This is a genomic window from Pseudomonas sp. KH_040, from assembly GCF_057839305.1.
The window spans coordinates 3,412,364-3,425,215 of record NZ_CM174487.1; the positions used below are offsets into that span (position 1 = coordinate 3,412,364).

The 12,852-nt window shown below is 54.8% G+C and carries 8 protein-coding genes; 4 read left to right on the forward strand and 4 right to left on the reverse strand.

The genetic code is table 11. From position 1 onward, the window contains the following. Nucleotides 1-42 precede the first annotated feature (42 nt). The 4 genes from AC3IUF_RS15275 to AC3IUF_RS15290 are packed head-to-tail and all read right to left on the reverse strand — an operon-like array spanning nt 43 to nt 6,513. Nucleotides 43-891, reverse strand: a complete 849-nt coding sequence (locus AC3IUF_RS15275) for a DUF7281 domain-containing protein (protein WP_489278454.1) — start codon at nt 889-891, stop codon at nt 43-45. Further along, complete coding sequence (locus tag AC3IUF_RS15280; RefSeq protein WP_489278455.1) at nt 888-2,129, reverse strand: hypothetical protein; 1,242 nt, start codon at nt 2,127-2,129, stop codon at nt 888-890. Before AC3IUF_RS15280 ends, AC3IUF_RS15275 begins: the two co-directional genes overlap by 4 nt. Beyond that, on the reverse strand, nt 2,126-2,773 hold the full coding sequence (locus tag AC3IUF_RS15285) for a hypothetical protein (protein WP_463396237.1): 648 nt from the start codon (nt 2,771-2,773) through the stop codon (nt 2,126-2,128). Before AC3IUF_RS15285 ends, AC3IUF_RS15280 begins: the two co-directional genes overlap by 4 nt. Then, nucleotides 2,770-6,513, reverse strand: a complete 3,744-nt coding sequence (locus AC3IUF_RS15290; RefSeq protein ID WP_489278456.1) for an ATP-binding protein — start codon at nt 6,511-6,513, stop codon at nt 2,770-2,772. Before AC3IUF_RS15290 ends, AC3IUF_RS15285 begins: the two co-directional genes overlap by 4 nt. A gap of 88 nt (nt 6,514-6,601) precedes the next feature. Between AC3IUF_RS15290 and AC3IUF_RS15295 the strand changes: the two genes are divergently transcribed. The 4 genes from AC3IUF_RS15295 (at nt 6,602) to AC3IUF_RS15310 (ending at nt 12,704) form a co-directional block, all read left to right on the forward strand. After that, on the forward strand, nt 6,602-7,555 hold the full coding sequence (locus tag AC3IUF_RS15295) for a WYL domain-containing protein (protein WP_489278457.1): 954 nt from the start codon (nt 6,602-6,604) through the stop codon (nt 7,553-7,555). Between the two features lie 1,716 nt (nt 7,556-9,271). Continuing rightward, nucleotides 9,272-9,577 carry a hypothetical protein gene (locus tag AC3IUF_RS15300; RefSeq protein WP_489278458.1) on the forward strand — a complete coding sequence of 102 codons (306 nt, stop codon included), beginning with the start codon at nt 9,272-9,274 and terminating at the stop codon, nt 9,575-9,577. A 486-nt stretch (nt 9,578-10,063) separates the two neighbouring features. Further along, nucleotides 10,064-11,283 (forward strand): IS3 family transposase gene (locus AC3IUF_RS15305; protein ID WP_489278460.1). Its coding sequence is split into 2 segments (ribosomal slippage): nt 10,064-10,403 and nt 10,403-11,283, totalling 1,221 coding nucleotides; the frame shifts between segments, so codons are not numbered across the junction. Nucleotides 11,284-11,531: 248 nt separating this feature from the next. Continuing rightward, complete coding sequence (locus tag AC3IUF_RS15310; protein ID WP_489278461.1) at nt 11,532-12,704, forward strand: hypothetical protein; 1,173 nt, start codon at nt 11,532-11,534, stop codon at nt 12,702-12,704. The last annotated feature ends 148 nt before the right edge of the window (nt 12,705-12,852 follow it).

Here is a 12,852-nt window from a genome sequence, read left to right on the forward strand (position 1 = left end):
GCAACAACAGGTGCCTACAACGGGCACCTACGCATTACACTTTCAATCAGCGGTAACGCTGCACCAGATCTTCAGCTGCCGTCTCGCCATGGATTCCTGACTGAACCCGGTACGAAGGTCGCCGAGGACGAGTGCTAACGGATGACCCGACCTGGTTAGGCCATCCATCATCTGCAGTTGGTTCATGTAGTCATGCGGCTTATCCAAGCCATCAGCTTTGAGCTCACGAAGTCCATCAAGGTTGCAGCTTATGACCCCAGAGCAATTGGCTGCATTCAAGCTGTTGGCCAAACCTTGAGGATCGGTGTCTGGGAAATAGAAAACATTTGGCGTCTCCTCGGCCAGCATCGCAGCCGTAGCGGGTGAAAATTGTGGCGACCCCCTGAAGACCCACGGAACTCCCGCAAGCTCCTCAGGCATTTGATATAGATGAGCGCCCAACAGGACTGCAAGATTCTCGACCATCACGAATCGGTCAATGCCGGCCAGCACCTCCACTGGGAGCGCTAAAGATCCACCGGGTGGAATCATGAAGCGGGAACCACCCAAGTCCACTCTCCCCTGAGGGCTACTCACCAATGCCAACAACCGGCCGACAACCTCATTAGAAGCTTTTTCTACGCGAGTATGGCTCGCAAGCCCAATTCTTGAGCCTTCTACCCTCCTGGACTCAACCGGATCCCAGTTAGCTTTATCGATCAGGAGGCTTCTAAGTGCTTGACGGTCAGCGGGGCTCAGCAACAGCTTACTGCCACTGACTTCACCGATCCCATAGTCTCGGTGGATCGTCTTCCAAAGTTTGCCGAGCGCCACACTATCCAAGCCCATGCGCACGAGCGTGCTAATCATCTCTATAGTTCGCTTGCTGCGTAAAACGCTGTGATCGCTCATTCGCCGCGCCTTTTGATACGTAGAGTAAGGTCAGTCACGAGTTGGTTCGCGATGCCTCTGGGCATGGGCTCAGCTACTGGCTCAAGCACGTATCGCAGGGGTTTTTCAGTTTTCTGCGCAACAAGCACAAGGTTTCGGTAATAGGCATCTAGCGCGTAAAGCCAGACATTCACCCCGTATTCACTCTCGGCATTGTCTTCCCAATAACAGCTGGCGCTCTGCGGCACACGATACTCTTTCAAAGCCAAGAGCATGGCCTCCAAGTGCGGTTGAGCAAATGGAATGGGGGCCTCGACGACTTCCAGCTCGGTGGGGATCACGCGTGCTGCTGGCCGGGCCGCAAGATCTTCAACGGCTTTGCGCACCCTCGGAGCAGGCAACGAGTGGATGAGCAACGCCATATCGTCAATCGCCTGGGAGTCTTCAACGGGAGGATGCAGATAGCCGCCTACGTATAAGGGCGATGCGCATACCCACTCAGCAGCATCGGCCCGATCCAGAATGCCCTCAAGATCCGGAACATTACCAGCCTGGAGCCAGCTTTCGACTGCCAGAACCACTTGGCGCAATCGGTTACGTTTTCTTACCGTTACTCCCAACTGGTCGAGCCGGGTGATTAAGTCACCCAAGCGGGTGCGCTGGCGCATGATTGCACTATGAAGGGTTGTCAGCAGCAGCCGACGTAGTGTCCGATCAACGTTACACCAGCCTGATAGCTTATCGTACTCAAAAGTATTCAGCTTGTTGGACAGACGTTCAAGGCGATCCACGGCTTGCCGGATGTCTCGAAGGCGATCTTCAAACCGGGGAGAAAAACCGTATCGGCCTTCGATGAATTCAGTTGTTGCCCGATGCTCATCACGCAGGTGCGTCACGACCTGGCGCACTGCCAGCCAGATCGATCGCTGCTCCTTATCGGCATCTGCGAGCGATATATCCTTCGCTTGAAGATAGCGTTCACAAGCCTGCTCAATCTTGAGCAGTAGCTCTTCGAGATCCGGTGCGGACAGCTCAAAGCGTTGAGAACTGATCCGTACACCGAGGTCGATCAGGAGGGAGGAAGGGTGCAGGCTGCCTTCGAACTCATCGACCAGATGCTGCTTGATCAGCCACATGATGCCCTGGGTCATCATTTCTGGCTTGGCGGCGCCCTCCTCATCCGCCTGGACGATGGCTTCGAGCGTGGCAGCGTTAGCGATCAGGTGCTTACCTAGTGTTGCCCAATCTTCGGCTCTCACAGGATGAACTCGCTCTGTGTATCGCCGGCAGCATCGCTTTCGTCGTCGGGAACCAATTTCTGGTGCTCCACGATCCAGGACATCGCCTGATAGATGTAGGCCATTTTGCCCGTGGCGACGAAGATGGATGATCCAACCCCTTTTCTGACCAGGAAGCCCGCCTCCTCCATGGTCTTGAGCACGACGGAGAGCTTCTCGCTGTGGCTGTCTCCGCGCTTGGATTTGCGGAAGAAGGCGTGACCCGCAAGATCGCGCAACTGATCTCCACAAATCGAGCTGTTTTCAACTTGTGCCAGAAGCTGCGCGGTGTGCACTTCCTCCCCAGGCACCAGGCAGGCGTCTCCCCTGCCAGCGCGGGCGCAGAGCTGGATGAACTCCACCACTGGCCAAATGGCGTCACGGATATGCTTGAATTCCTCGGCAGCGGCAATGCGATCACTCGCATTGGAGAGGCTCACGAAGCGTGAGAAAAACGCGCTCGGTTGCTCAATACTGCCCAGCCAGCCCAGTGTCCGACCCAATGGCTGCAGAGCCTGGTCGACAGCGCGGGCATAGCTGGCGTCACAGAGCTGGCTGTACAGCTCAGGACTTGAGTAGCGACAAATGAAGCGGCCGCCCAGCAGACTTTCCAAAGTTTGTCTCATACAAATGCCTCCGGCCCATCGATATCTGGCCCGTCATCAAGCTCTAGCGCATCATTCAAATCAGCAAGCCTGTCAGTTTCAGGAGCTTGATACTGCTTGACGTACACGGCGCCAGAGGGCCGGCGGTCAAGGGCATAAAGGTGCGTAAAGTGACGGATAAGCTCAGGAGCACCACCGGGAAACCCGAGCATCAGCTGAGAATTACGAGCGTTGAAGTATTTAAGCAAGGTGTACGCATTATTCACATCGAGCTCCAACGCCTCATCAATCGGCAACAGCAGATCGAAGTCAGCATCACGTCGAATGAGCTCAAATAGCGCCTGGTAAATCATCCCAACGATGATCTTGAGCTGACCTGTACTGAGCCCATCGCCCAGGTCTGTGGTGTTGAAAGCGACCTTCTGAACACCGTTGACCATCCAGCTCAACGAAACGTCAAAGCAGTCCGCTAGCTTCGGGGAGAGCCAACCGCCTGCTTTCATGCGCCGCTGCATGGACATCAGTCGCTCATTGAGAGCGTCCGTTGGGATTTCACCAGTGGACTTGAGACGCCAGCGGTTGAAGTGCTCCACCAACCCCTCGATCTCGTCCCATGCACTGATGTCGTGGATCCTGGAAACCACCCGAAATTCAAAGTTGGTAAACTGGGGAAACGCGGCTAGCACCTCATTCACTTTCTTGGTGGCCTTGCGGCCGAGATCCATGATGGAGCGATGAAGTCCATTGAGCACTGACTGGTTTTCGGCGACCTGGGTACATAGAGATCTGACACGGGTGATCAGCTTGCTGCGCTGCACGTCATGACCTTCTGCCATGTACATCTGCAATTCAGGCGTGGCGTGGAACCAGGCTTTCTCACCGGTGCCATCCGCTTGGCGTGAACGCATCGCGATGTCCTGGATCGCGTCGAATTCCGCGGTATCGCGCGGGCCGGCCATAATGCCCAGCTCGATCTTTCTGAATAAACTCCTGCCCTCGTCCCGCTGGCTATTGGCTTCGCGCTGCAGGCGCCCTATTTCAGCTTCGAGATCGGCCGGCGTGAGCTTGCGCAGGCTATCGAGATCCGAATTCACCACTGGGGTGTATTCGAGGCGCTTCAAGATTGATGCCAGTGTCGATAGCTTCGTACCGAGCACAGACTGGCGTTCAGAGAGCACTGCCAAGGCGGCCTTGAAGGCATTTAGTTGCTCAGTCCTGGCTAGCTGGAACTCTTCTACTTCAACTTGGATACGGCTGGCGAGCTCTGAAGCCTGAAGATGCGTGGCTTTGAGCGTAGGGAGCTTGGGCAGGTCATCACTGAGCCAACGCTGGTAGTTTCGGATATCGGACAAGTGGTTATTCAGGGTGGCGAGCTTCATCTCCAAAGCAATCATTTCTGCTTCAAGGTTTTTGATGGCATCACCATCCACACCGGCCTCCGTGAGTTCAACGAGTCGAGCAGCCGTGTAGCCGTCCACCTTCTCGGCTTGCTCTCTGTCAAGCGCATCGAGGGCGCTTGTTTTCACCCGTTCAATTTCATCCAACTGAGCTGAAAGCTCTTCCTTGACCTTGTTCACTATCCCTTTGAGGTTGGTCAGGTGCTGTTGTTGAGACCTTTTCAGTTCTTCGCGCTGGATGACATGGGCTTCCATGCTGCGCTCAGCCTCAGCTACAGATTGAGCGCATTGAGATCGCAGGCTACCGATGTGCTCTTTACCCTCTTCTTCCAACGTGGCGATGTGGCCTTGCAGCGCTTGGAGATTCTCCTGGTGCTTGTTCTGGCGACGGATGATCTCGACAAGTAATGACTGGTGCTGCTTGCGCTGATCCAGCATCACGGAGGCTTTGCGGGTCAGGTGCTGCTGTTCGTCATCGATATCGATGAGGTGCTGGTTCGCTAACGCCAAGCTTGACTCGATAGCTTCCCTGTCAGCCTCTGCCACAGGCTGAAGCCGATGCAGATCAAGCTGTATTCCGAACAGAGTCGACGATTCGAACGCGCGTACGGGCGACAAGTCATTGCGCAAAAGGAGCCTGCGATCGATGACCTTACCGATCGATTGCTCCCAGGCGGGGCACTCGGAGCGCAGAAACGCTAGCAACGTGTCCTCGCTCGGATTGAGTTGACCGTTGAGGGTTTCAACTTCGTCGCGCAGTTGCTCACGACGCCTTACTACCTGTTGCTGCTCATCGGCTACCGCTTGCTGCTCATGAGCGAATCGCCGCTGCTCGGCGCCGTGGTCGGCGACTTCGATCGTTGCCTTGTCCAATTCGGCGCGGATGAGGTCGATCGACCGCTGTTCGTTCTGAATCGCATCAGCAGTTTCCGGTAGATACCGAGTGGAATTCAGGAAAGCGGCCTGGCTTTTGAGCTCTACGAGTGTTGTAGCCAGCAAGGTGTGCTTCTGCTCGAGTTCTTCGAGCTCGCTACTGTGCGTTTCCCGGGCAGAGTCCAGTTGCTGCTCCAGGTGATCCAGTTGGGTCTGGGTCTGTTCCCGGGTTTCCATTTGCCGTGTTTCGGCCTCTTTGGTGCGGCGTTGTTTTCGCTCGAGCACTGAACGAATCAGCTCAGTCTCAAGCTTGTCGTACCGTTGCTGAATACCTTGGCCGTGCTCGACGAGTATGGAATGCTCGCCTGCCATGGCGCGCAGTCCCTCCTCCATGGCGCTCATGGAAGCATAGTCCTTCATCAGCGACGGTAGGATGCTTTGATCAAAGCTGTCCCTTTGACTGATCAGTGATTCAACATCCCGCCGGGCCTCCTTCTCTGTACGACGAGCTGTGCCAAGCCGATCGTGAATGGCCTCACTTCTTTCGCTGTAGAGTTCGGACGCGGCGGATTCGCGTTCCCTGGCCTCCTGGATCTCTGCTACAACAGTTGTCGTGGCAGCTAGAGCGTCCCACTGTTGATCAGTTGCGATTCGTTTGAGGCGGCCTTGCTGACCTTCGTTGGTGACCAACCTGGGGTGCAGTTGGGAAAGACGATCGATCATGGGTCTGATCTGCTTTTCCATGATCAAGAAGCTTGCGCGGCTGTCGATCGCTCCAGTGAACGCGGCTAGATCCATCCCGGAAAGATCGACACTCTCAACGCCTGTCTCTTGTTGGAGGATCTCTTTCATCGCCGACTTCATGGAGTCGAAGGTGCCTTTGGACTCCAGAAGCGAGAACATCAGGTTGTCGATGCCGCCGAAGTGATGCCGCAGTGGTGCTAGCGAATAGGAGCGCCGAAGCCCTGCAATCATGCGCTTGCGATCGACTGAATTGATGCCCTCAAGATCCGCTACACCTGTGTTGTACTGGATGATTCTGAGATAATCACGAGGGGTGAGCTCGGGGGTGCAGTCGATTCGCATATTCGCTGCACGACGCTGTAGACTGCTCGGCTCGACCAAAAGACCAATAATTTGATCTACATACAAGAGCTCTGCGTTCCATGCGCTGCTCACTAGGCGGTAGGCATATCCCGAGTGTGAGCGATGGAGCACGGCGCACCGCGGCACATTCTCATGATTCAGATATTCGAAAACGATGTAGCTGGTGAAGCTGGGCAAATAGTGGTCGGCAAAGCTGGACGTGTTTGTCCCCGCCTTTACCATCCTTCCGGCACTGGCGCCGTAGAACAGCGGGATCAGCTTCAGGAAGGTCGACTTCCCGATGCCATTGGTACCTGTAAGGCAGGTATTGGCATCAACGAGCACTTCGGCCTTGTCGCCGGCACACAGCGAATCAATGAGAACGATGCGGAGCAAACGTGACATAGCAAACCTCTGATCAACGAGTCACATGGCGCACCCCTCAGCGAAGGGCTAGACTGAATGGCTAGAATGAGCGCATAACGAGATCAAAATGATCTTGCTATCGGACGATAACGATCCTAAGATAAGCTTGCAACTGAGGTTTTATACAGTGGGTTTGCGAGAAGAACTTCCGCAGCTGTCACAGAAGCAGCGCGATCGACTGGCTTTCATTGAGCTGCAGGCTTGGTTTTGTGGCGCGGTGTCGCGACAGGACATCGTTCAGCGCTTCGAGCTGCAGACGGCCGCAGCTACCCGTGACCTAGCGCTCTATCGGCGCTTGGCACCGGACAATCTGGTGTTTGACAGCCGCACCAAGGCCTACACCTCGGCCGAAAATTTCACACCGATATTTGAGTTCACCTCCGAGCAGGTGCTGACGTGGGTCAGTCGAGGCTTCGGCGATGCTGAGCCATCGACATGGACACCTGGTATTCCTTGCCTGGGTCAACCACAGCTTGCGAAGCCTCGACTCGACATACTTGCGTCCATCTGCCGGGGCATTAAGCAGGGTCACGCCGTCACGATTGCCTATGAGTCCATGCGTGAGAAAAGCCAGCGTGAGCTTGTGCCGTATGCGCTTTTCGACAATGGGCAAAGGTGGCATGTGCGCGGATATGATCGAAAGAGCGGTCAGTTCAGAGATTTTGCGATCACTCGCATCACTGACGTGAGTACTGTCCAGGGCCCAATTCTCCCTAACGAACTAATGGATGAAGATGATCAGTGGAACCACCGAGTGGAGCTGGAACTTGTCCCCCACCCCAAACTGGCGAGACCCGAAACCGCGCTGCTCGACTTCGATATGGATGAAAGCGCTACCCTGCGAATCCGCCTTCGCTCAGCGGTAGTGGGCTACGCTTTGCGCCAATGGTCAGTCGACTGCAGTCCTGATCACTCGCTTGACCCGCTGGAGTTTCGCCTCTGGCTGAAAAATCCTGGGGCTCTGTATGGCGTTCATAACCTTGAGTTGGCCCCGGGCTATCCGCGCACAGACCATCGGTGACAGGGGGAATCTGATGCATCCGACCCGTAATCAATGTTTTGCTCAACAGGTTAAGAACGGCGAGCAACTGCGGATAAGCTTGAGTAATGCAAGTCCAAAGGCGACCGTTATCGTCGATTGTCTCTCCGAGCGCTGCGCTTAAGACAAAGTGGCCTAGTCGATCTTACCCGCCTAGCGCAGCGAGTGCGCTCCCTCCTCCAATCCTTGTTTAACAAACCCTGGGGTGAGATGCGCGCTAGGGCATCGAAGTCAAAAATGTTGGGCGCTTCCCGGCCCACGCCGAAGCGCCTAGAAATCCAGTCAGACCTGAAAGCGCTTGATGAGCGTAGCGAGTTCGACTGCAAGCCGTGACAATTCTCGACTGGCTGCAGTGGTTTGATTCGCTCCCGCAGGGCTTTGAGTGGAAAGATCACGGATGTTGACGAGGTTTTGATCCACTCCCCCGGGTTACTAGGGCTTCATCTTCGGAGGCATTAGCAATAACCATTTCAGATCGCTGATCTGGCTCATTACAGCGGTGATTTTTCCCAGGAGTCACCCGCATCGCGAGTCACCTTCAGGGTCATATGGACGTTCAATACTTTATGCGCATCAAGCCTACGGCTCGCTTGGCTCCAAACTTGATACCCTCTACCTTTTCTCGGTGTCTCGCATGGTGTTGTGGATGCAGTGAGCGATGGCTCGTACCTCGTCAGCTTTCAATGCCCTGCTTCGCCAACACGCGACGCCTCAATCGCAGCGCTCAAGGCCAGAAGATTGATTTACTCGCAGACGCCGCGGATAGTGTTCTGCTTGAGCAAAATAGCCCAACAAGTGTTCCAACGGTTGGCCGGCATCTAACAGCCACGCCAGTTACTGAGTGCGACTGGCCTGCCAGGTGCTCTGCATAAGGCTACGTCGCAAAGCGCCGGGGAATCCCTTTACCGTGCGGGCTTAAAGACGCCGCAGCAGTCAACTGTTTTTTCGCAGCGGGGCGATGGCAATGGTCCATTGACTAGCCGACGCGGAACGCCCGCCACCAAGTGACATTATCCCGGCTAGCGTCTGGCGCAGTCCTTTCTTCATTCAAGATTCATAGACCGCCGCGTCGCTTGAGTTCAGGTTCCATGCCATCTCGGCCTCCATTTAGGCGCGACTTTGAAAGCGAGGCACTGTGTTGGGCGAAACGCAACGCATTAGCTAGCGAGAATCGGCTCATAATTTCGGCTCAGGAAACGCACACCCAGCAGAGAAACGCCTACGACGGGTCAGTGAGCGACTACAGATCTGAGCAATCAGTGCAGCGCTCTCAGATTCGTATTGCTCGACAAGTTATCAGCCATGAACTCGCACATCAGCGAGCACAGACTACCGCTACTTACCTCAGACGAAAGATCATGCACTCGATGTTGATCCTCAACAGACCGAATCTGAAGGCGGGAGTGACGCGGGCAGTGAAAAGCCTCACACAACATTAGGAAACAGTCGAAACCCGATTACCGGATTGACAGCAAAAGGCCTCAGAGGCATTTTTGCTATGCATCTCGCTGATTCGTTCAGCAGCCCAGCCGCCAGGATCTTCAAGACGGCGCTGCGGTTCTCCGCAGGATCCACCATACCGCATAGCTTCCGGCAGCGCTGTCAGTCGACTTGAGTGTCGATGGAAGCATGACTTTCCCACCCACGACGGGCCTTTCCCGTCGTGGGAAAGGCCTTTTTTTGTTTTAGGAGGCCTTAATGAAAATGGAACTGGCGATGTATCAGGCGCTGCGCGCAATCGACGTACCTGGGCTCAAAGCCGAAGCTGTTATCCAAGCATTGGAATCTGACATGCTCACATTACTCGCTACGAAAAGTGATCTTGCAAACCTGGACCAGCGGCTGACTGCCGAGATCAGTAAAGCAACTGCTGAGATCGCTAATATCAATCATCGGCTGACTGCGGAGATCGCTAAATCTGACCTCAAATTGTCCATTCGCATGGCTTCCATGCTCGCCGTGACGATCGGCATCTTGATCGGGGCGATGAAAGTCTTCTTATAGTTTTCTTAGCAGTTATTGAAAACACGAAAATCACCTGTCCTTGGACAGGTGATTTTTTTGCGCCTTTTGGTTACCAGTGAGACAGTGCCGTCGCCCAATCGAGGCTCAATGGAGCCATCGCCTTGGGGGCATGTCGCCTCGCAAGCTAATCTGCTTGGCGCAAGTGGAGCGCGCAGTAGCGACGATGCACGTCTAGAAGGCCTGGACCCCAGCAGTGAGAGGCCTGGCAGCCCGATTTTACTGTCTTTTGTCAGCAACACAGCCATCTCAGAACATACGGAAGATTCCGTCGATTACCTGAGCTTGAGATAGCCTCGATCGCAAATCAGCGTCTAGATCTTTGTTGTGCTCAAGGTGCTCTCCAAGGACGGCAAGCGCATCAGTGTGCCCTGTCCCTTTCCCCAAAAATTCCCATATGAACGAGCCCCATGAAAGACAGTACACCGTTTCCACCTTACGATAAGGGATAGGCAAACGGTTATGTTTATGACTAATAGCATCGACAAGAGTGGGGAGCTTTTGGGCCAAGAGCGGCGACGACGCTGGAGTCCGGAGCAAAAACTGGCCATGGTTCGCGAGAGCCTTGAGCCTGGGCAAAGTGTTTCGGTAGTCGCTCGGCGCAACGGTATCAATGCCAACCAACTGTTCCTGTGGCGCAAGCTGTATCAGGACGGCAGCCTATCGGCGGTCAGTGCTGGTGAAGCCGTGGTGCCAGCCTCCGAGCTGAGTGATGCGCTCAAGCAGATCCGTGAACTGCAACGGATGCTGGGCAAGAAAACGATGGAAGCAGAAATCCTCAAAGAGGCCGTGGAGATCGCCCGGTCGAGAAAATGGATTGCGCACTCACCCTGGTTGCCGGGGGGCGACCAGTGAAGCTGGTCAGCGAATGTCTCGGTGTTCCGCGCTCGCAATTAACGGTTCGAATCAAGCAATCGGTATCGCCCGAGACGCGGCGAAGCAGGCCTGTGAACGACGCTGAGTTGGTGGCCGAAATCCAGCAACAGGTCAGCGAACTGCCCAGCTATGGCTACCGTCGAGTCTGGGGATTGCTACGCCGCGCCCGTGAAACCCAGTTGCTACCCGCGATCAACGTGAAGCGGGTTTACCAGGTGATGCGTGATCACAACCTGCTGCTTGAACGCCGGATCAAACAACCCGGCGTGCCGCGTCGGCACGAAGGCCGTATTGCGATGCAAACCAGCGATACTCGTTGGTACTCGGGCGGCTTTGAATTCCGTTGTGAGGACGGCGCCAAACTGAGTGTGACCTTCGCCCTGGACTGCTGTTATCGCGAAGCCATCGGCAGGGTCGCCAGCCCAACCGGGTACCGCGGCGATGACATCCGAGACTTGATGCTGGAAAGCGTGGAGAAGCGTTTCGGTGATCAACTGCCTGCAACGCCGGTGCAGTGGCTCAGCGATAACGGTTCGGCCTACACCGCCGAACAGACGCGCCTGTTTGCTCGACAGATCGGCTTGCACCCGGTGACCACCCCAGTACGCAGCCCACAGAGCAACGGCATGGCAGTGAGCTTCATGGAGACGATCAAACGTGATTACGTGGCGCACATGCCCAAGCCGGATCGAGAAACTGCGCTGCGTAACCTGGCAATTGCCTTCGAACATTACAACGAGCAGCATCCGCACAGCGCCTTGAACTACCGTTCACCGAGGGAGTTCAGGCGCTTAATGGCAGCATCAATTTAACGGGGAGTTGGTGTCCGGTTTGGTAGGGCTAGTCCAGGTCGAATGTACGCATCACCATTCAATACACCCACCCAGATGCATGAGCAAGCGTTCGTACAGCATACTCCGCGAAAACTGAGCTGTTGCTCATCCAGTCATCTAGCCAACACATCGCAGTAGGAAGACAAGCGCTCTCACAAGGGAATTAACCGAGCAGGTAGCCCTGGTGATAAGTCAGTTCCCACCTCACCTAGTACGGATTTTTACTAATGGATTTACTGCTGCTTCCTGACAGTTCGAAATCAAAGCTTGCTGACGTTTATCGCCGTGCTTTCCGGAAATCGACCCACCTCTACATTGTTAGCGCTTATCTCACCCATTGGGATATCGAAGAAGACCTTGGTCAGCAGTGCGAGTCATTCACCTTCATAGTCGGCAAAGATTTCGGTATCACCCGCAGGGCTGCATGCAAGCGAGTGCTTGAATGGCTACCAAAGAAATGGCATGAGGAATTCCTCGTAGCAGAGGGCATTCAGGGCTTCCATCCGAAAGCAGTGTTTTGGCGTGAAGTGGGCGGATCGTGCTACGCGCTGGTGGGATCTTCGAACCTCTCTAAAGCTGCATTCTCATCCAACCATGAGGCCAATGGTTATTCATTGATCTCAAAAACGACGTTCAAAGCGGCTGAGAAATGGATCGAGAAACTCGCGAACAACTGCGCAACACTTGATGCTAATTGGCTGGCTGGCTACCAAGAGGCCGAGCAACCGAGTAAGCCTAAACGCCAAGTTCAGTATGATGAGGCGGACGATGCAGCGGTGTACCATTTGGTGCTACCCGATCCTAAAATTTTGCCCCGTCTGAACGACGTGTTGACTCGACGACGCGCACAGATGCGCCAATTCGCCAAAGTCCGCTCGAAATTGATAGCAGCGTTCCGCACTGCGGCCGACAAAAAGGGGTGGCAGGCAAATGATGACTCTGAATTCTATCTTCAGCTTAACGATCTATGGTCATACTACCGGAACAACCGGTTTCAAGGCGCGGGGTGGGAGCGCCAAGGTCGGAACAGTAACTTCCAAGAGCTGGCGATAAGCGTGGTGCGAGTGCTCAAAGCCACAGAAATGTCACGGGATAGGGTGGTTAGACTTGAGATCGACCGACTAGCTGGCGCCGGAGTTAGCACAAGAGGCGCTTTGTTTTCTGAAATGCTCTGCCAGCTTTTCCCCAACCGCTACTATGTTCTCAACTCTCCTATCCGACACTGGCTTCAGGAAACGGGTGTCGCCACGGTAAGGGGGGCAACCCAGGGCGCCAACTACATTCGATCAGCACGTTTGCTACGGATCGCATTAAGCCGAGCCAAAAAATACCCTGCGAAAAATCTGGCAGAGCTTGATGCTGTAATTTGGAGAAAGCGAAACCTGACCTCAAACATTTGAAGGTATATGAGCATCTCAGAACCCGATTCACGGCGAGTTCAAACCTCTAGGCCTGCATGACCTGCTTACCAAGTGGTTTATCGTATAAAGGCGGGCTGAATCGGCCCGGATTCTCTAGAGACCTTCGAGCCTCAAAATTGAGGCTGTT

Bases quoted from the DNA above. Each gene is read 5' to 3' on its own strand.
- AC3IUF_RS15290 (WP_489278456.1), bottom strand. From the start codon at position 6,513: ATGTCACGTTTGCTCCGCATCGTTCTCATTGATTCGCTGTGTGCCGGC.
- AC3IUF_RS15295 (WP_489278457.1), top strand. From the start codon at position 6,602: ATGATCTTGCTATCGGACGATAACGATCCTAAGATAAGCTTGCAACTG.
- AC3IUF_RS15285 (WP_463396237.1), bottom strand. From the start codon at position 2,773: ATGAGACAAACTTTGGAAAGTCTGCTGGGCGGCCGCTTCATTTGTCGC.
- AC3IUF_RS15275 (WP_489278454.1), bottom strand. From the start codon at position 891: ATGAGCGATCACAGCGTTTTACGCAGCAAGCGAACTATAGAGATGATT.
- AC3IUF_RS15310 (WP_489278461.1), top strand. From the start codon at position 11,532: ATGGATTTACTGCTGCTTCCTGACAGTTCGAAATCAAAGCTTGCTGAC.
- AC3IUF_RS15300 (WP_489278458.1), top strand. From the start codon at position 9,272: ATGAAAATGGAACTGGCGATGTATCAGGCGCTGCGCGCAATCGACGTA.